Genomic DNA, 15,772 nt, shown 5'->3' with positions numbered 1-15,772 from the left:
TTGTCAGCCGATCAGTTTACCCGAATTGCCAGGACTTCTACAGCGTCCGGCCCGAATTCGGGATGCACTATCCACTCGACGTGGTAGCCGTGCCAGGGACGCTCCAGGATGCGGTTGACCTGGTCGTTCGAAGGATAGCCGAGCTTCAGGTAGATGTTCCGGAAGGACTTCCCCTCGATGCGCTTGCCCCATTTCGACCGCAGCCGGTACTCGAAGAGCTTGGTGCCGGCGCGGATGTCCTCGAAGTGGATTCGCTTCAGGTTGAGGTGCAGATCCTTTGGCAGCATCGAGCCCATCAGTGGACGCCCAGGGCGCGCATCTCAGCCTGCAGCGCGCGCTCCTCACGACGTCCGAATACCCACCAGCCGATGAAGACCATCCCCCCTTCTACCAGCAGCATGCTGACCAGGACGGCCGTGTATGCCGAGAGCAAAGGCAGACCGGTGGAGTACAGAGTCAGTACGGCCCCGGCGAAGAGAGACGTCAGGATGACAAGATCGCGTGCCAAGGCGCGGAAATTCACCTTGCCGGCGACCATCGAGGCGCCGACGACTACCGAAAAGCGCGCCAGGCCGGCGAGCGAAATCAGAGACAGGACGATGTAGCCGGTGATTTCGAGTGCGTTCATGGAGCCTCCTAGAAGAAGCAGAAAGTCGTGCGTCGAACGATCAGGGTCTGTTGTCCTGACCGCAGTTCGGGCAGTCCTGCACGTAGCGCAGAGTTTCGGAGATGAACCGGCCACAGCTGCAGCAGTTCATCGGGATGTACTTGGGTTTGCGGCGGATGAGCTGGATGCCAGTATCCTTCAGGGCGACTTGCCGGCTGATGTCATCGGCCTTGATCACCAGCCTCACCTTCTCCAACACATACTCGACCGGCCAGACCTTCAGTTCGGGGCGCTCGGCCAGTATTTCGTTCGCTTCAGCTTCGGTGAAGCGCCCTGCTCTTGCCAGATTGGTGTTCATGCCGCCGGCAGCAGACATCCAGTAGAGATCGTTGCCGTCCCAGCGATGATAGGCCTGGATGAAGAAACGCCCGGATGGATTCGGCGTCGCCAGGGCTTCTTCATCGCTGAGGTACTGGTGGTCGACGGCAGGCTTCGCATGCGGCGTCAGGTAGTCGAGTGGCCACGGCACGTCGGTTTCGCGGCACTCATGCTGGCTGACAGCCGACTCTTTGGTAAAAAGGCGCGCCTGGGTGATGTCGGTGGTGTAACCACTGTCCGCCCAGAAGTAAACGCGGCTGCCCAGCAGGCTGCGGGAATCCTGTAGAACGAATTGCTGCATATTGTGCTCCTTGCACAGGAGCGAGGCCGCATCATCTAGCTGACCTCGCTGGCTGCAATTTCCGGGTAACTCCGATGGTGCAGAGTTTATGTCACTTTGACACCAAATGGAAGTCAAGCGGGTAAGACTTCCCAGCACATTTGGACGAGAGTGCCGAGGTGGGTCTCGTTGTTGTCCAGGTTCTGGCCCTTCACCACCGGCAGCCAATGCCCATGGGTTGCGACGATGTAAGTCCTGTCCGGTCGGAGAGCGTTGAGCAGGCGGTTTAGCGTTTTCTTCCCGCTCTCTTGAATCATGGTCAAAGGGCGAGGATAGGCATTGAATCCAAGCTTTTTCATCAGCTCAATGGCCTTCCAGTAATCCATTCCACTCTCATCCCAGCCCCGTTCGATGCAAAGAGGCAGAATGGTGGTGAACGGGATTCCGGTGACCTTGCTGACCGTGTAGGGGACACAGCCGTTTCTCGTGAAGCTGCCATCGTCATCGACCATTGGCAACTTCTCGTCACAGGGCACGGCCTGGTGGTTCCACTTAAAACCGCAGCGCGTGCACTTTAGGCAGATGTGCTGGCGGTTCAGATGGCTAAGGATGTCGCCCTGGCAGTGATCCCCCTTGCCTTTGCGGCAGGAAGGACAGTCTTCCCAGTGGCTTGGCTCATAGGGGGTTCTGAGCAAGCTCTCCCTGGTGGTGATGGTTACACCAACGGCCGGGACTGGGTTGAGACGACCTGTTTCCCTTAACCAGGCCTCGAAGTCGCTGGCGGACGGATAGCAGAAGCTCTCCCCTTCGCTTTCGGCCTTTGCGTAAGCCTCTTCGCGGAACACCTCGAATTGGGCTTCGAAATCGAAGCCGGCAGGCCCCTTCAAGATCCCGCTGATCGAGAGACCTTCATAGTCATTCAGGAGGTAGAGGACTTCTCCATCTCCCGCAGGGATCATCGAGGCTTTCACTTCCATAGTCGTTGCCTGTGGTTCAGAGTACAGCGACTCTAGCACATCATTTCACTATGACACCATGTGCTGCTGCTTGAGCAGCTTCTCAGTCTGACGCCGGTAGTTGTCCAAGAACAGATCAACGTAAGGGCTGTAATCCATTGCCCCTTGAAACTGCGCTAACGCGTAGTGGTAAAGGTTGAGGTTTTCCGGGAGAGTCAGGAGCGGCGTGATTCCACAGGACGCCAAGGCCGCTACCTGCAACATCCGCCCGGTGCAGTTGATCCCGTCATACAGACTGAGCAGGCTGATGTAGCAGTGGAGGAAGATGGCGCGGTCGAAGGGGTTAGGGAGTGATTTGGCCGCCCTCATCATGTCTTCGAGGATTTTCCATTCCACGACCTGCAGGCTCGGCAGTTTATGCACCCCTTCAGCCAGGCGATTGCGCATTTGCAACACCTCAAGAGGTGAAGTGACCTGCGCAGGAGTGGCCAGCATCGCCCAGATAATACCTTCCCAGTGATGCTGGATCATGGTGGCCGCGTAGAGCGGCTTGCCCCCGGCTGTGTGCTTGTTCTTTAGGAACTGATGAACCTCCTGCTCTGTGTAGCAGTTTCCTTCGATATGCACCGACCCACAGACGAACTCCTGAAGCATCTTCGTCTTGGTCATAGGCACTGCATCGAGTTTCTCTGCCGGGAACAGGCTTGCCAGATGCATCAGCTCGTCACGCTGCGCCTGATTTAGGATTTCTGAAGGGAGTTGGTGCAGATGCTGGGCACTCTGGAATTTGGTCATGAACGGCTCAGAAAGAGAAATCGGAAAGCTTGTCGGCTAGATCGGCATTGCCGGAGGTGTTGCGAATCACCTCGGCCAGGCCCCGGAACATCAGCTGGATCTGCACCTCGGGAGACTCCAGGGGATGAACGTCTTTGAGTTGATCGATCAGGTCGGTGTTGCTGGTTGTGGCTTTCACGATCTCGGCCACGGCCTGGAGCGTCAGGGAGCTCGCCTCCGTGTCTTTGAGGCAAGTGTGGCGCGAGGTGAAGGTCTCGATGGTCTCCAGGTTGTTGTAGACCTGCTTGAGGATCATCTGCGCGGCCGGGTGGTCACCCTGCCCTGACTGTTCGCCGCAGATGAAGTTGGCCAACTGACCCAGGCCCCGGTTGAAACTGTCGTTGTCCTTGCCCGGCAGCCTGAAGATTCCAAGGCCAAAGCTCCTGGCGATCATCATGAAGCCGGCAAACCATGCGGCTCGCAATTCAGCGCTGGCCACGGCACCAGGATCTTCCAGGTTCTCCTTTCTGTCCTTCGCCAACGTGTTGTGCGGGATCGGACTGGAGATGATGTCCTGGAGCATGACGAGGGCGTTGAGCTCTACATCGCCGACATGGTTTTTGAAGAAGTGGCCGTAACCTTCAGAGGGGGTCTGCATCCTGATTATCCCTTTGCGTTTTGTTCGGCGAGGCATGCTTGGGTCAGCGAGCCACGGAATGGAGTCTTCGCGGCGCCCTTAAAGAACGCCTCAGCGTCGATAGCCACGCCGTCCTCTCCCCGGAGAACGCAGCCAGGTGCCTGGAGGTTGAGCTTGGTGACATCGATCTCGAAGACCTTGGAGGCAGACATCGCGCTGACGTGGGCTTCGTTTTTGTCTGCAACCACTTTGCACCCGATGGCGCCGATGACCATGCCGCCGGCCAGGGCCGTGCAGCCAATTTCGAAGGAGGAAAGCTTCATGAGGACTTCTCGTCTGGTTATCTGATCTGCTGCAGGCCGTTTACGAACGACTCCAGCTGCTGCTTCATGAGTAGATGCCACTGCCCCGGCGTTTCTTCAGGCATGAGTTCCACGAGCACCTGAGAAAGCACGCAGCAGTCCGGATCTTGCTGATGGGTCATTTTGCGGTTACCGCCTGGCGGGCCCAGAAAGCCCCGCAGGCGAGCGCGCCGGCCGCCCATGGCCAAGGGCTGTACTGCATAGTCATCGTCCCAGCAGCGAGCTGGTTGGTGGCCTGCGTCATGAGCAGCCCGAACAGCTGAAGGCCGGCGGCGAACACGGCATAGTTACGGAGCTGGCGCTTCATAGAACCGGGCTGCGCTCATGGCGATCAATGCCGCCGATGCCGATGAGCCCCTTGAGCCGATCTCGCAGCGAGAGCTTTTGCAGTGCCGGCGCAGGCCGCTGCCGGTTGTAGCACTGGGTCTCGAGCACATAATCGTCATCAAGCCCTGTAGTCAGGCGCTCGCCGTTAATGAGGCGTAGTGCCGGGCCGGTGTTGCCGGCCAGGTCGAGCTCGAGTTTGGCGATGGTCAGCTCGGCCAGGCGCGGGTGGCGCGCCTTGATGTCCACCAAGAGCTGGATGTACGCCCGGCCACCCTCGCACTCTTCGCGCAACGCGCGGCCTTCTGCCTCGATTTGCTGATCCAGGTAGGCGGCGATCTCCTCTTCCTGGGTGCGGTAATGGGTGTCAACGTTCTGCAGCTGCCAGTCGAAGAATTCGACGCAGGCAGTAGCCTGGCCAGCCCAGGTTGTAAGCTGGTTCGGGAGCACGCGGTTATTCATTGGGAGTTTCCCTGGATTCGTTGATCGAGGCGCGGCGCGCCCTTTCGTCTTGCCGGCGGCGCCAAAGGTGCTGGATGAGCATCTTGATCGAGACCACGACGGAAACCACGACGATCAGCAAGGCGATGGCGCCGAACTTCAGGCCGAAAGCTTCGACTCGGGTGAACTGGTGATGGCTGAGCCATTCACTGAGGCGGGAGGGGTCAAAGCGATGCATCAGCTGAAGGCCTCTGGCGAGGAACTGATGCGAATCAGGAGCAGGCGGTCAGGCGCCCGGCCCCTATGAATCGGGCAATGGCCGTTGGTGAGCATGTGCAGTCAGCACCAGCAACATGGGTGGCGGGCATCCTCTCACGTCCTGCTGGAGCTGACAATTAATTGATAAAGGAGCTGGTCTATCGGCCTTCTGCAACCACCAGCATCTCCGGCGACGGCCGCTTCTCGCAGATGCTGAAGAGCGAATCGTGCTCCACCAGCACGCTTACAACCTCAGCGCCGTCATGCTCCCCCAGGGTGGCATTGCCCAGTTCGTTCACGTTGGCCCAACGGTAGTCGTCGGGGTCGAGGCCGCCCTCCCTCACCCCGTACTCGGTAGGCTTGATGAAGCAGTTAGCCCAGGCTGGAGCCGCGTCCCAGCGTTGCCTCAGCGCCCCTTTCCGGAAGCGCTCAGCGCCGGCCGCAAACTGAGCGGAGTGATAGTCCAGCAGCTTGCTGGGCCCGTAGATCCTTTCTTTGCCTGATCGAGTATTCATGGCCTTAACCTTGGAAGTCGTGGAAGCGTGTCAGGGGAAGCTCGGCTGCATCATTGAGCGGCGCCACCGCAGAGAGCTCGGCGACGAGTTCCTCAAGCACCTGGTCGACCTTATTCACTGGAACTTCCCACTGCAGGCAGATGAATCGGGGGTTCTCGACGTCTTCGTTGTACCAGCACCAGTGAAGGAGATTGGGGTTGAAGGTGAACAGCAGACCCGGTTGACCTTGAACCTCGTAGCCAGCCTGGCCGTTACGAACGATACCGATCTGGTGGGATGCCTCGACGACCAGGGTGATGAAGCGCTTGCCGTTAAAGTCCGGGTCGGTATGCGGTTGGAGAATCCTGCAGCAGACCCATGCATCGGCTGTATTGAACGGCGCCGGCAGGTTCATAATCCCCGCCTGGTAAGTCGTCACGCGCGGATTGAGTGCTGCATCCTTCACTTTCTGGGGAACGGCAATCAGCCTGGCCATGGCATCCGGACAGAACTGGTAAGTCCGCTCCTCAGCCTGGGTCACCTTGATCGTCATCGCAAGTCTCTATCTTGGTTACTCGAGCACCCCATCCTCGATGAGGGGCGTGATTTCACGGATGTGCGCGACCAGCTTGTCGATGAATCCGTCGATCTCACGGGTGGCCACATCCCAGTGCAAGGCAATGAATGGACTGCCGAAGCACCCATTGTCAGGCCAGCACCAGTGGAGCTGAGTTGGGTTGATAGTGAAGAGCATCCCCGGCCTGGTCGGGATGGTAAGCCCTCTGTACATGGATTTCATCACGCTGACAGTGTGCGATGACTCCAGAACCAGCAGCACGAAGCGTCGACCGCTCCAGAAGATATCCCGGTGTGGCTCTACCATGGAACAGGAGACCCATTCGCCCGTGTTGAAGGGAGCAGGTAGGTTGGCTATCCCTTCCCTCGTTCCGAAGAATTCGGGCTCCTTCGCAGCTTCAAGTACGGTCTTCGGGGGTTTCAACAAATCAATGAGCGGAGCAGCCTCGAACACGATGGAGCGCTGCTCAGCCTTGGTATTTCGGATCAATCGACGGTTTCCTCGTCCACCGGCAGTAGATTTCCTGAAAGCCGGCGGAGCTGGGTCACCGCCTTGTAGACAAGTTTGAAGTCGTCTTCCTTGTAGCCGAAGTTCGAGGTAAAGACCCCGAGTGAGCTGTCCTCGTCATGGCTTTGAAGCCAAATTTCAAACTCGTAGGCGACCTTCAGTACCTTCAGGCGGAAGGCCGCGACTGCCTTCCTACGTGCCTCTCCCTGCCGGTACTCCAGGATCATTTTCTTTTCTGAGGGCGAAAGTTCGCCGATGAGCTCTTTCTCAGATCCCACTATAGGCACCTCTGACCATGGCGATGAACTCATGCGCCATAGTCCTGAATTCTTTAAGAAGCATCAGCAGATGATTCTCATAAATATCATCTTGGTTTTTAGCCCATTGTTCGTGTGCGCCATACATAATAGGTCTAAAGCGCTCATGATTCTCCAGGCCGAAATTGGATGGCATATACCACTTGCGGCAGTGTAAGTGCGTGCTTATCTTGGACATTAGATTTACAAGTCGGTCTTGCTGGTAAGCAACACGAAAGTCTTCCGATCTGGCGGAAGACTCTGTACTCCAAATGCCTGGCTGGAATCCTCTTCCGCCAAAGTGTAGTTGCATAATGGCGTCACGATGGAGAGAGCCGCATTGTTCGTATCGAGTAAACATTAGGTCGAGGATCGCACCAAGCTTTTGAGAAAACTCATCGCGCACTTTACGAGCTTTGGCTGGATCGAAGAACGGCACATTGATCGGTGTCCCCCGTCGTTGTTCTGCCATTAACTCTGCATCTTCGCGCCAACGTCTGAGCATCTCTTCTGGGTAGAAGTTCCAATTCAGATGATGGTCAACAACGTGATGGCAAGGACGACAAAGCGGAATGCAGTTGTCGAGATCATCATACCCGCCAAGGTATAGAACACGGTGTCGAGGGCCGTTCGGGGATTCGGCTACGATGTGGGCTCCCTCCAACACGGCGACGAATTTCTCGCCGTCGAGCGCAGGCCCGAACAGGTAGCGATTGCAAGCCGGATTCGCACAAACCCCACCGCAACGTGCTGCGGCGATCATTCGCGTTTCCCAGGTGAAGGCCATTTCGCTCTCCTTGAGCAGAACCTTGGCCCTCTTGGGCCTCATCATGTCATTGTGTCACATTTTGGAGCTTTAGGGCAGGTCTCATCCGGCCTGGCATCGTGGCTATTGTGAGTCGCAGATGTTGACGGATACTATGAGCACATCATTGTGCAACCACGGAAGGTCGTATGAAGTCCGCAGGCATACTCGCCCTACTCGCTTTCCCCTTGATGCTCGCCGGCTGCGCCAAGAGCGACGAAGAGAACATCAAAGAGTTGCTGATGAAGCACAGCAATCTCATTGACCCTAGCTCGGTGATGCTGCGCAACATCCTCAAGAAGCCCGGCAAGAACAGCTATTGTGTAGAGATGAACTCGAAGAATCGTCTCGGCGCCTATACCGGCTGGGAAAAGGCAACGGTCTTCCTCGGCGATGCCAACAAGCTCTACCTGTACTTTCAAGACTCACGTCTTAATAGAACGTCTGGTGCAGATTCTGAGAGTGCGCAAAAGCTTGCGCAGATTGTGTTCAAGGCCAACTGCCCCGGCTACTAGCTCGGTGCTAGACGTTCCGAGGGGCGATCACACGTCGTGCTGCTTCGCAGCGCACAATCCACTCTGGAGACGAAGTCTGAGCCTTCTTGATATTCGGGTTCAGAGGGAGAACTCAGACTCTGTCTTTTTTGGGCGGACAAGACTCACGGCGACAGGAATGACTTCAATCACCTGCGCTGGAGGAAACTCCTCCTCGAAGCGCCGAGTAGCGCGCTCGCGCATCTCGTCCAGGGCCTTGATGGCTTCCTTTGCAAGCTCCTGGCCCATAGGGCCCAGGTCGGCGAAGCGTGCCTTTACGCGCTCGTCGCGGATCTTCAGGGCATCAGGGACAAAGTGTTCCACGAACCTGTTGATCAGGCCGGCAGAGCCGAAGTGGAAGTCTTCGTTCCTGGAAACCCAGAAGCCGTCATGGATGTCAGTCTTCACCGCCGGGTAGCGATTGTTGTCGATCAGCCACTGAGCCACCACTGCAGGGTCGCGGTCATTGAAGGTCAACCACTTTGTCTCAAAGGACACGTCGAGAACGTAGTACATGATCCTCCTCCTGTGCTCGTTCTACGGCAGTATCACAATGGAGCAAGGGCTGAAGCTAGCCTAAGGCCATTTCGCAGCCATTTAGCGCCCCGTTCAGCTCTCGTTCAAACAACTGTTTGAAATTCCTGACTCAAGTCAAGGGCGCCAGGAAAGTCAGGCGTAGTCTGGGCTCAAGGACTGAGGAGCCCGGAGAAGAGGGGTCTCCTCCCCCTTCAGTCCCCAGGGTGGCTCAGAACATCGGGCTGCCCGCCTCCCCGCACAACCTTCTGCAATTTCCAACCAATTCGGCCATGCTCTGGCGTTGCCCCCTGCCCACACCCCCGCTATTCTCCTAAGTGTGCCTGGCCGGCGCCGTGCGGCCGCGAACCTGTTTGGGGATTGTCATGTCTGTCGTGCAACAGACCGATCTGAAGCTGCTTCGGATGATCGCTGCTGCCTGGGGCTGCGTGTACGAGGCTGATCGCGATTTCACCGCGACCTGGGAGAAGAACCAGGACGGCACCCTGGGCTTGAAAGACGTCGCCGACGGCGGCTTTTTCAGCTACGAGGCTGAGGGGCTGCTAGCTCGCTACGCCATGTGGAGTTACCAGGCCCTACCCCCTGCAAAGTTCCAGCATCACCGTGGGTACCACTGGTACTTCAATCGCAGTGAGTGGTCGGCCAGTATGGCCACTGCTGAGGACTGGGAGGCGCTTCGAAAGGGCCTGCACAGCCAATTTGCGAACAAAGGCAGTGGTGTAAATGGCCCAGCATTGCGCGAAGCTCACATGGCCATCGACATGCTCAAGGCTGGCGCGAAAGTAACGGCCGGCGCCTGCAGAGCGTAACCCCAGAAGCAACTAACCCCCTGGTGCGCGTGCCTGGATGCGACCAGTCAGAGGCGTGGGGGTTAATCTTGCCTGCAGAGTAATCAAGAGTGTTGCACCGGACAAGCTGTCGGCCAGCTCAAGTCTAAAAGGGGTGGACAGCCGCTACCTGTCTCGCACCCCTACTCGTCTTTACGATCTGGCCGGGGCTGGCGCTACGCGGGCCTTGTCTGGATTTAGAGAGCGGGAAGGCACTTGCACACTCAGCCTCAATGATACTGCCTTCCAGATGTTGGACTCAATCATGGTCGGCCTCACACTGGCGCCTGGAGCGAGAAACGGCGATGTTCTCGGGAGAGTACTTCATCCAGCAGTCAAACTCCTGAATCGACAAATGGCGGTTAGCGCAGCCCGCGCACATACACTCGCCCTTTGCATTGCACCAGTATGGGCGAACCCCCAGGCGTTTAACCTTCTCGATCACGCGCGGGTAATGCTCCTCTCCAAGAGTCCCTAAGGGATCAGGGAGAGCCGGGCCCGGTGGCAGTTGCACCCCAAGTATCTGCTCCAGATCTGTCCGGTCAGCATGAGGGAGTTCGCGGGAAGCTTCCTTCCAGGACTGAAGCGGTCGCCAGGCGACCACGTCAGGCATATCCCCCTCGATCAGACCGCACGTAAAGCCGACCTGGAATCGCGACCTGAAGATCCAGTTGGGGCACACCAGCGAGAAGGCCATAACCCACGGATCGCACTGGACGTTTGTTGGCAGCTCGTTGATGGTCAGCCGCCAGAGAGTATCTACTTCCGTCATACTGGTTCGCCTTGACGGCCCTTGTTAGCGCTGCCGCCGATCTCTGCACGCACAATCTCCTCGAGAGAGATGTCAGGAACACCGGGTGACTCACTCTCCTTCATCTGCACAAGCTGGCGCCAGGCCTCAGGATAGCGTTCAGGAAGGCCGGCCAGGGCCGCCAGGCTGAATGTAGCCTCGTCGTACTCACCTGCCCGGTATTCATCCCGACCGATGCCGACCTCGGTCTCCTCGGAGCCATTCAGGAGTTTCGTGGTGAAACAGCCTTCGTCGAAGGTGAAGTCCTTTACCCCACAATTGAATCGAACCAGAAGATGCTGTCCGACAGTAGCCTGCGAGCACCTATCTTGCAGGAAGCCTGCGATGCTGGTGCCAGGAAGCTCTGGGTTGCCGCAGTGGTATTTATCGTTGTCCTCAACGCGCACCCAGAGCATGGCCATGCCAGGCTCCAGTCGGGTGCCAGGGCGCTCGGCTGACTTCCACCAGTCCGTGATCGTCTTCAGTGCTGGGTGGTGTTCAGCCCAGCCGGCGCCGGGGTGCTCTGTGCGTAGGAGCGAATTGAAGTCAAACGGAATGCGCCTGGCCTCCATGACCGCGCGCCACAGTACGGACGCCGGCATCTCATGGGCGCCATTGGCCCGATGCTCTTCGGTGTTTGTAGAGAAGCCTTCGGCGTGGGTCAGCTCGTGGAGTTGCTCCTCCTGGTGGGCGTTGATCGTCAGCATTGCTTTCTCGAGCGGGACACCGTGAATCACCACGTATTCGTCGATGTCGTAGCCGATGATCTGCTCGCGCTCACCCAGGAGCGCCCTACCGGATGCAGTCCTGAAGGACAGACCTTTCGACCCCTCTTGTTCAAAGAACAGGTGGCCAACCGGTTTAGTGTAGATCGGTGCTGCAACTGGCTTCTGCCCCGACCAGAACGCGCTGTCGAAGGTGAACGTGTTGCCGGTACCGGGCTTGAGGCAGATCGTGATGTCGTGTTCGACAACCCACCTGTCACCTGCCGGCAGATACTCAGGTTTCAGGTACGCCGCCTGCTGCATGAGCTTGTGGATGAAGCGCGGGTTCGAGAAGCTCCAGATGAACGACAACTCAAGGAAATCGAGCCCATCAGGCAACTCCACCACCCATCCGTTGCGGGAGTTATTGGAGCCGGCCACGATGAAAATCGGGTTGGGGTACGGGCGCCGCAGTACCACCCCACCCTCCGGAAGAACGTTCTGCCCCAGTGACGACGAGATCGAGAGGGACACGTCACCATGCTTGATCATGGCCTGGACGGATGCCGGAACCTTCATGGCCGGGATAATGTGCAGCAGGCGCTTGCTGCTGTCGCGCTCGACGTTCACATCGGCGAGAACCTTGGGCACTTCAGTCATTTCTACTCCAGGGGGGATTTATCGCGCACGATCTTACGTAGCGCCTCGCCGAGCGCTAGCTTAATTGCAAGGGGCTTAAGCTCGCTGAGGATGTCATGAATGAACTCTGGGAATTGGCCGTTTGAATCGACGGTGCACTGGAAGGTTCCATCATGGAAACTCGAGCAATGGACGTTTGCAGTGGTATCGTCAATGTCTTGGTCAATGGCGATATTGCCGTTCAGGCGAATCACGGTTGGCCCATTGGTGGCTACAAGATTCACCTCCCTGCAATGGGCCCTCATGCCAAAACGATGAGCGATGGCTTCTTCATTGTACGGCTGAATAGTCCCGCCACTCAGGGTGTGTGAACCCTTGATGGCGGAGAACCACACAGTAGGGTTTGGCATGGCAGTTATGCGGTGAGTACAGCTTATTATGTGGAAAAATGAGCCGCCGACATTCAGCTGTACGCTAGGGCGAAAACGAAGCAAGTACAACATCACCGATGTCATGTCGTCGCGCCTGACGGCGATATTCTTGATCGCCTCGAGCTTATAGTCAGGTAGCGCTTTGAGCAGAGCCTCGATCTCGGCGGCCGGCGTGGCCTTGATTCGGGCGATCAACTCCAGCAGGTCGCCAAGAGCCAATCCGGTCACCCCCAGGTCGCCAATTCCGGCAACGCCGGAGCTATCAAGCACCTGGATTCTCTCGGTTGACAGGAAGTTTCGGGCCCCATCGACACCGACCTTCAGGATGCTTAGGCGCTCCGCGAGAGCAGCGATCTCTGACGACTCGCACTCCTTGAGGGCGATGCCCAGCGACATACTGGCGCTCTGCAGGTGGCCATCGAGCAGAGTGAATGCCCCTTCCGACATCTGGATTACCTTGCTCTTGGGTTGGCTCACGACTCAATTCCCTGATCACCGCACATCTTCTCGCAGTGTGCGATGAGCATGCAGAAATCGACGTCTTCGATGGACTTCAGGCGCATGTACAGCAGCTCGCCCTCTTCAACTCCAGGGATCTGCGCCAGGTCGCCGGCATAGAGGTGCTCGATTTTGCCAACAAATGGGCGGAGCTTTGGCAGTAGACTTTCGCAGATGGCTCGCTCGTGGCGTTCGGCTTCGAGCTTGAGCGCCGGCACAGCAGCCTGGAACTGCTCAAGACTGGCCTCCAGGGCCTGGCCAAGACCGTGATACGTGGCTCCGGTGAGCTTTCCGCTGGGCAGATCCTTGAACTTGTCGCTAAGCAGCTCTAGCTGGCAAAGAACCTGGTCAGCTTGGTCACGCAACAACTTGGCGAGGATGTAAGGATGCATGGTCAGGACGCGAGGGAGAAAGCTTTGGAGGAGTCTTCGTGGCCGTGGGTCTTAGCACGGGAAATCAGCCCGCTGATGGCCATTTCAGCGCTCTGGCGGACGAAGGTCAGGATGGTGTCGCGTTCTTCCATGGTCTTTACCCGGATCACACGCATGCCGCTGCTTCGGTACATCTGGGCCTTTTCGTCCAGGAAGGTGTTGCACTGCTCTTCCGTGAACTTGTCGTTCGCACGGATGAACTGGGTTTCCATGGACGAAGATTCCGGCGACATGATGCGCGGAATCCAGTTGGTGCCGACCTGTTCAGCCGGGCCAACGATGATCGATCTCGGAGAATTGCTCATGGTCTGCTTCCTTCGCGGATAAAAACGAGGCGGCTTAACGGCCGCCCGGTTCTGTGGTTTGAACAGCCTTGGCCTTGCGCGGCGCCGGCTTCTCTTCGACGTAGTACTCGACGCTGGCAGCTTCCCAGGGCAATGGAAGCTCCCATTTGTGCAGCATGCCCAGCAGTCCGGCGTTGGTGAGCGAGCTGTCGCGTTTGCTATTGCGCGAGAGCAGCACTGCCTCCGGGTGCTCCAGATACACCAGGCGCACGTTGGCGTGGTAGTTGTGGCACAGGGTCAGTGTCTTGCTGCGCATCTGATCGCTCAGGTGCGTGGCGTTCCAGACGAAGGGTGTCTTCGAGGCCAGCAGCTTCTTGGCCAGGTCGGTAGCGTGGTGAGCCACCATGCCCTCGTTCTTCCCGTGCCGCAGTCCCAAGTCATCACGGGCGTCGTCGAAGGAGACAACCGGAAGGCCCGGCGCATTCTTCGAAACCCAGGTGTTCTTGCCACTCGCCGGCAGGCCACACATGACGATCACCTCGGGGCCCACGACTTCCTGGAACAGCTCGAACTCAGGAAGTACGTTGGCGCCATCGAAGTAGCGCATGCGGGTGTACACGCTGGCGAACTTCTGGGGTGTGCGCAGCACGCCACGCTCTTCGGCCAACAGCGCGAAGACCTCGATGTCATCGAGCACCTTCTGCATGTCCTCGGCGATGCGGCCCTCAATGTCCGCCTCCGCCAGGGCTGCCAGCATCCAGATCGGCACCTCCCAGGACAGCCGGTCGATGATGAACTCGGGGCTGTTGCCCTTGCGGTCACCTTTCAGGCAGTGGAACGGCACCTGGTGCACGCGGATCAGTCGGCAGATCGTCTCACGGGCAGCGAAGGGTACGCCTGCACGCCACAGGAGGATACGGGTGTCGATGGCGCCACGTGGAGAGTGGTTCGGATTGCTCACCCTGCCGTTCTCGATCACGGCAGTTGCCGGCTTCGAGATGTCATGCAGCAGAGCGGCGTAGAAGAGAATGAAGCGATCCTCGGCCGACGCAGATGCGTAGGCCTGGCCGTTGATCATCGCCTCGACGACCATCTTGGTGTGGGTCAGCACATCGCCTTCGGCGTGCCAGATCGGGTCGCCAGGGGAGTCTGCGAGGAGCAGAAGGTCGGGGATCAGCGCGTAGAGGGCGTCGTAGTTGACGCTGGCGCCGGCATCCGGGACAAGCTCTGCCAGTTGGTAGTAGTCCATCACATCACCTGTAAAATTCGCTCGGCAGTCTTGCCGATCTGCCAATTTTACACAAAAGGAGGGTTTGCTACCAACACATTGGCGTCATCTGGCCAGCAAATACAACCGTTCGTTCTGCTTTACCATTCCGAGAGCACCGCGCGCCCTCTCCTCTACCGTTTCGGCTCCAGATTTAAGCTCAGCCACCTCGGCGGCGAGCATGTGGTTGCGCATCTCCAGGCGCTCATTCTCAGCCTGCTGGGTGAGGATTTGCTCCTGCAGGCGCTGAGCGCTCTGGATGCTGCCCTCACCGATCCAGAGGCGATACTGGAGTCCGCCCAGGGTGCCGAGCAGTACGGGGAACAGCCAGTAGGGGCTCATGAAGCGCACAGTCAGGCCTGAGACAACAGGAATGGGTAGTGGCTGTATGCGTCATAGGCCAAGAACATGGCGCCAACGACGGCAAGTGCCTGAATGCTCAAACCCATACGGTAGAGGTTCTGCTTGAGCATCAGTCGCCAGTTCGGCGGGCCCTCTTTGGCGAAGGAATTGCAAACGGCACAGACCAGGCACAGACAGGTCACGAATACACTGAGAATATAGTGATGGGTCGGCTGGTGCTGGAAGAGAAGTATGCTGCTGTAGAGAGCCAGCAAGGCGTAGTTGACGTACTTGCTCACCAGGTTGAATGCTGCCCGGCTCTCAGGCAGTTGCTCGTCGAATGCCGCCTGCAGTTTCTTCAGCATGCTTCCTCCAATGGTTCGGGGCCGAACTCGGCGTGAAGTGTGACAGCGTGGAAAATCATGTGCCCCCGGTGGTGTTCGAAGTAGTACTTCTCCAGAGGGGTGAGAGTGTCCGACCACGCCTCGATCTTGTCGGCAGGCAGTTTCAAGGCCGCCGGCCACTCGGACTCCGGCATCTCGTAGAGGCCAGGCACAAGATCAGAAAGCCGGTGGTAGACGGCTTTGCGCGAAGCACCGACGAAGCGCTCGAACAGCCGGTCTTTGACATCTTCAATGGAGTACTCAGCGGCCTTGATGTCGTCCAACAGCTCGGACTTCTCGTCCTCGGTGCCAGGATCGAGGACTGCGCACGCGCGCAGAAGCTCAAAGGCGGCGGCAATCTTCTTCTGCAGCGAGCATTCGCTGTCGATCAGGGAAATGGATTCGGCCATGCT

General features: G+C 58.0%; 28 protein-coding genes. 2 read left to right on the top strand and 26 right to left on the bottom strand.

All coding sequences use genetic code 11. From position 1 onward, the window contains the following. Positions 1-11 precede the first annotated feature (11 nt). From HNP46_RS28650 to HNP46_RS28575, 16 genes are all read right to left on the bottom strand, one after another. Entirely contained in the window at positions 12-296 is a 285-nt protein-coding gene (locus HNP46_RS28650; RefSeq protein WP_221455155.1) for an ASCH domain-containing protein, read from the bottom strand. Next, a complete protein-coding gene (locus HNP46_RS28645) occupies positions 296-628 on the bottom strand; it encodes a hypothetical protein (RefSeq protein WP_184595843.1) in 333 nt (110 codons plus the stop codon). Before HNP46_RS28645 ends, HNP46_RS28650 begins: the two co-directional genes overlap by 1 nt. Positions 629-668: 40 nt before the next feature. Next, the gene (locus HNP46_RS28640) at positions 669-1,286 is read right to left on the bottom strand and encodes a hypothetical protein (RefSeq protein ID WP_184595841.1); all 618 of its coding nucleotides are present in this window, start codon (positions 1,284-1,286) and stop codon (positions 669-671) included. A 113-nt stretch (positions 1,287-1,399) separates the two neighbouring features. Then, positions 1,400-2,242, bottom strand: a complete 843-nt coding sequence (locus HNP46_RS28635; RefSeq protein ID WP_184595839.1) for a hypothetical protein — start codon at positions 2,240-2,242, stop codon at positions 1,400-1,402. Positions 2,243-2,290: 48 nt separating this feature from the next. Beyond that, a complete protein-coding gene (locus HNP46_RS28630) occupies positions 2,291-3,016 on the bottom strand; it encodes a hypothetical protein (protein ID WP_184595837.1) in 726 nt (241 codons plus the stop codon). Between the two features lie 7 nt (positions 3,017-3,023). Beyond that, positions 3,024-3,653 (bottom strand): hypothetical protein, encoded by a 630-nt coding sequence (locus tag HNP46_RS28625; RefSeq protein ID WP_184595835.1) that lies wholly within the window; start codon positions 3,651-3,653, stop codon positions 3,024-3,026. A gap of 5 nt (positions 3,654-3,658) precedes the next feature. Next, on the bottom strand, positions 3,659-3,955 hold the full coding sequence (locus tag HNP46_RS28620; RefSeq protein WP_184595833.1) for a hypothetical protein: 297 nt from the start codon (positions 3,953-3,955) through the stop codon (positions 3,659-3,661). Between the two features lie 17 nt (positions 3,956-3,972). Further along, positions 3,973-4,116: a hypothetical protein gene (locus HNP46_RS28615; protein ID WP_184595831.1), complete on the bottom strand. Its 144-nt coding sequence runs from the start codon at positions 4,114-4,116 to the stop codon at positions 3,973-3,975. Beyond that, positions 4,113-4,301 (bottom strand): hypothetical protein, encoded by a 189-nt coding sequence (locus HNP46_RS28610; protein ID WP_184595829.1) that lies wholly within the window; start codon positions 4,299-4,301, stop codon positions 4,113-4,115. The genes HNP46_RS28615 and HNP46_RS28610 overlap by 4 nt, the downstream gene beginning before the upstream one ends. Beyond that, complete coding sequence (locus HNP46_RS28605) at positions 4,298-4,780, bottom strand: hypothetical protein (protein ID WP_184595828.1); 483 nt, start codon at positions 4,778-4,780, stop codon at positions 4,298-4,300. The genes HNP46_RS28610 and HNP46_RS28605 overlap by 4 nt, the downstream gene beginning before the upstream one ends. Next, entirely contained in the window at positions 4,773-4,997 is a 225-nt protein-coding gene (locus HNP46_RS28600) for a hypothetical protein (protein WP_184595826.1), read from the bottom strand. The genes HNP46_RS28605 and HNP46_RS28600 overlap by 8 nt, the downstream gene beginning before the upstream one ends. Before the next feature lie 178 nt (positions 4,998-5,175). Beyond that, positions 5,176-5,532: a hypothetical protein gene (locus tag HNP46_RS28595; protein WP_184595824.1), complete on the bottom strand. Its 357-nt coding sequence runs from the start codon at positions 5,530-5,532 to the stop codon at positions 5,176-5,178. 4 nt (positions 5,533-5,536) lie between these two features. Beyond that, positions 5,537-6,064: a hypothetical protein gene (locus HNP46_RS28590; RefSeq protein ID WP_184595822.1), complete on the bottom strand. Its 528-nt coding sequence runs from the start codon at positions 6,062-6,064 to the stop codon at positions 5,537-5,539. 18 nt (positions 6,065-6,082) lie between these two features. Then, positions 6,083-6,577: a hypothetical protein gene (locus HNP46_RS28585; protein WP_184595820.1), complete on the bottom strand. Its 495-nt coding sequence runs from the start codon at positions 6,575-6,577 to the stop codon at positions 6,083-6,085. Beyond that, positions 6,574-6,906, bottom strand: a complete 333-nt coding sequence (locus tag HNP46_RS28580; protein WP_184595818.1) for a hypothetical protein — start codon at positions 6,904-6,906, stop codon at positions 6,574-6,576. Before HNP46_RS28580 ends, HNP46_RS28585 begins: the two co-directional genes overlap by 4 nt. Then, positions 6,863-7,678 carry an HNH endonuclease gene (locus HNP46_RS28575; protein WP_184595816.1) on the bottom strand — a complete coding sequence of 272 codons (816 nt, stop codon included), beginning with the start codon at positions 7,676-7,678 and terminating at the stop codon, positions 6,863-6,865. Before HNP46_RS28575 ends, HNP46_RS28580 begins: the two co-directional genes overlap by 44 nt. A 167-nt stretch (positions 7,679-7,845) precedes the next feature. Between HNP46_RS28575 and HNP46_RS28570 the strand changes: the two genes are divergently transcribed. Then, entirely contained in the window at positions 7,846-8,211 is a 366-nt protein-coding gene (locus tag HNP46_RS28570; protein ID WP_184595814.1) for a hypothetical protein, read from the top strand. Positions 8,212-8,310: 99 nt separating this feature from the next. Here the strand turns inward: HNP46_RS28570 and HNP46_RS28565 are convergent, their stop codons facing one another. Then, positions 8,311-8,745, bottom strand: coding sequence for a hypothetical protein (locus HNP46_RS28565; protein WP_184595812.1), 435 nt, complete (start codon positions 8,743-8,745; stop codon positions 8,311-8,313). 383 nt (positions 8,746-9,128) lie between these two features. Here HNP46_RS28565 and HNP46_RS28560 point away from each other — a divergent pair, with 383 nt between their 5' ends. Further along, on the top strand, positions 9,129-9,572 hold the full coding sequence (locus HNP46_RS28560) for a hypothetical protein (protein WP_184595810.1): 444 nt from the start codon (positions 9,129-9,131) through the stop codon (positions 9,570-9,572). A 277-nt stretch (positions 9,573-9,849) separates the two neighbouring features. Here HNP46_RS28560 and HNP46_RS28555 read toward each other — a convergent pair whose 3' ends face one another. The 9 genes from HNP46_RS28555 to HNP46_RS28515 form a co-directional block, all read right to left on the bottom strand. Then, complete coding sequence (locus HNP46_RS28555; protein WP_184595808.1) at positions 9,850-10,362, bottom strand: hypothetical protein; 513 nt, start codon at positions 10,360-10,362, stop codon at positions 9,850-9,852. After that, positions 10,359-11,744, bottom strand: coding sequence for a hypothetical protein (locus HNP46_RS28550; protein ID WP_184595806.1), 1,386 nt, complete (start codon positions 11,742-11,744; stop codon positions 10,359-10,361). Before HNP46_RS28550 ends, HNP46_RS28555 begins: the two co-directional genes overlap by 4 nt. 2 nt (positions 11,745-11,746) lie before the next feature. After that, complete coding sequence (locus tag HNP46_RS28545; protein ID WP_184595804.1) at positions 11,747-12,631, bottom strand: hypothetical protein; 885 nt, start codon at positions 12,629-12,631, stop codon at positions 11,747-11,749. Further along, positions 12,628-13,044 carry a hypothetical protein gene (locus HNP46_RS28540; RefSeq protein ID WP_184595802.1) on the bottom strand — a complete coding sequence of 139 codons (417 nt, stop codon included), beginning with the start codon at positions 13,042-13,044 and terminating at the stop codon, positions 12,628-12,630. Before HNP46_RS28540 ends, HNP46_RS28545 begins: the two co-directional genes overlap by 4 nt. 2 nt (positions 13,045-13,046) lie before the next feature. Next, positions 13,047-13,388 carry a hypothetical protein gene (locus tag HNP46_RS28535; protein ID WP_184595800.1) on the bottom strand — a complete coding sequence of 114 codons (342 nt, stop codon included), beginning with the start codon at positions 13,386-13,388 and terminating at the stop codon, positions 13,047-13,049. A 34-nt stretch (positions 13,389-13,422) separates the two neighbouring features. Continuing rightward, a complete protein-coding gene (locus tag HNP46_RS28530) occupies positions 13,423-14,616 on the bottom strand; it encodes an AAA family ATPase (protein WP_184595798.1) in 1,194 nt (397 codons plus the stop codon). 84 nt (positions 14,617-14,700) lie between these two features. Further along, the gene (locus HNP46_RS28525; protein WP_311771848.1) at positions 14,701-14,985 is read right to left on the bottom strand and encodes a septum formation initiator family protein; all 285 of its coding nucleotides are present in this window, start codon (positions 14,983-14,985) and stop codon (positions 14,701-14,703) included. Between the two features lie 2 nt (positions 14,986-14,987). After that, positions 14,988-15,341: a hypothetical protein gene (locus tag HNP46_RS28520; protein ID WP_184595794.1), complete on the bottom strand. Its 354-nt coding sequence runs from the start codon at positions 15,339-15,341 to the stop codon at positions 14,988-14,990. Continuing rightward, entirely contained in the window at positions 15,335-15,769 is a 435-nt protein-coding gene (locus tag HNP46_RS28515; RefSeq protein WP_184595792.1) for a hypothetical protein, read from the bottom strand. The genes HNP46_RS28520 and HNP46_RS28515 overlap by 7 nt, the downstream gene beginning before the upstream one ends. Between the last annotated feature and the right edge of the window lie 3 nt (positions 15,770-15,772).

It is taken from the genome of Pseudomonas nitroreducens (assembly GCF_014204515.1).
Taxonomy (GTDB): Bacteria; Pseudomonadota; Gammaproteobacteria; order Pseudomonadales; family Pseudomonadaceae; genus Pseudomonas; species Pseudomonas nitritireducens_A.
Note: the sequence above shows the minus strand (reverse complement) of the source record. Positions and strands in the feature narration are given on the sequence as shown.

Bases quoted from the DNA above. Each gene is read 5' to 3' on its own strand.
- HNP46_RS28535 (WP_184595800.1), bottom strand. From the start codon at position 13,388: ATGAGCAATTCTCCGAGATCGATCATCGTTGGCCCGGCTGAACAGGTC.
- HNP46_RS28610 (WP_184595829.1), bottom strand. From the start codon at position 4,301: ATGAAGCGCCAGCTCCGTAACTATGCCGTGTTCGCCGCCGGCCTTCAG.
- HNP46_RS28640 (WP_184595841.1), bottom strand. From the start codon at position 1,286: ATGCAGCAATTCGTTCTACAGGATTCCCGCAGCCTGCTGGGCAGCCGC.
- HNP46_RS28605 (WP_184595828.1), bottom strand. From the start codon at position 4,780: ATGAATAACCGCGTGCTCCCGAACCAGCTTACAACCTGGGCTGGCCAG.
- HNP46_RS28520 (WP_184595794.1), bottom strand. From the start codon at position 15,341: ATGCTGAAGAAACTGCAGGCGGCATTCGACGAGCAACTGCCTGAGAGC.
- HNP46_RS28600 (WP_184595826.1), bottom strand. From the start codon at position 4,997: ATGCATCGCTTTGACCCCTCCCGCCTCAGTGAATGGCTCAGCCATCAC.
- HNP46_RS28645 (WP_184595843.1), bottom strand. From the start codon at position 628: ATGAACGCACTCGAAATCACCGGCTACATCGTCCTGTCTCTGATTTCG.
- HNP46_RS28625 (WP_184595835.1), bottom strand. From the start codon at position 3,653: ATGCAGACCCCCTCTGAAGGTTACGGCCACTTCTTCAAAAACCATGTC.
- HNP46_RS28650 (WP_221455155.1), bottom strand. From the start codon at position 296: ATGGGCTCGATGCTGCCAAAGGATCTGCACCTCAACCTGAAGCGAATC.
- HNP46_RS28595 (WP_184595824.1), bottom strand. From the start codon at position 5,532: ATGAATACTCGATCAGGCAAAGAAAGGATCTACGGGCCCAGCAAGCTG.
- HNP46_RS28590 (WP_184595822.1), bottom strand. From the start codon at position 6,064: ATGACGATCAAGGTGACCCAGGCTGAGGAGCGGACTTACCAGTTCTGT.
- HNP46_RS28630 (WP_184595837.1), bottom strand. From the start codon at position 3,016: ATGACCAAATTCCAGAGTGCCCAGCATCTGCACCAACTCCCTTCAGAA.
- HNP46_RS28620 (WP_184595833.1), bottom strand. From the start codon at position 3,955: ATGAAGCTTTCCTCCTTCGAAATTGGCTGCACGGCCCTGGCCGGCGGC.
- HNP46_RS28580 (WP_184595818.1), bottom strand. From the start codon at position 6,906: ATGAGTTCATCGCCATGGTCAGAGGTGCCTATAGTGGGATCTGAGAAA.
- HNP46_RS28515 (WP_184595792.1), bottom strand. From the start codon at position 15,769: ATGGCCGAATCCATTTCCCTGATCGACAGCGAATGCTCGCTGCAGAAG.
- HNP46_RS28555 (WP_184595808.1), bottom strand. From the start codon at position 10,362: ATGACGGAAGTAGATACTCTCTGGCGGCTGACCATCAACGAGCTGCCA.
- HNP46_RS28615 (WP_184595831.1), bottom strand. From the start codon at position 4,116: ATGACCCATCAGCAAGATCCGGACTGCTGCGTGCTTTCTCAGGTGCTC.
- HNP46_RS28635 (WP_184595839.1), bottom strand. From the start codon at position 2,242: ATGGAAGTGAAAGCCTCGATGATCCCTGCGGGAGATGGAGAAGTCCTC.
- HNP46_RS28575 (WP_184595816.1), bottom strand. From the start codon at position 7,678: ATGGCCTTCACCTGGGAAACGCGAATGATCGCCGCAGCACGTTGCGGT.
- HNP46_RS28530 (WP_184595798.1), bottom strand. From the start codon at position 14,616: ATGGACTACTACCAACTGGCAGAGCTTGTCCCGGATGCCGGCGCCAGC.
- HNP46_RS28540 (WP_184595802.1), bottom strand. From the start codon at position 13,044: ATGCATCCTTACATCCTCGCCAAGTTGTTGCGTGACCAAGCTGACCAG.
- HNP46_RS28560 (WP_184595810.1), top strand. From the start codon at position 9,129: ATGTCTGTCGTGCAACAGACCGATCTGAAGCTGCTTCGGATGATCGCT.
- HNP46_RS28570 (WP_184595814.1), top strand. From the start codon at position 7,846: ATGAAGTCCGCAGGCATACTCGCCCTACTCGCTTTCCCCTTGATGCTC.
- HNP46_RS28550 (WP_184595806.1), bottom strand. From the start codon at position 11,744: ATGACTGAAGTGCCCAAGGTTCTCGCCGATGTGAACGTCGAGCGCGAC.
- HNP46_RS28565 (WP_184595812.1), bottom strand. From the start codon at position 8,745: ATGTACTACGTTCTCGACGTGTCCTTTGAGACAAAGTGGTTGACCTTC.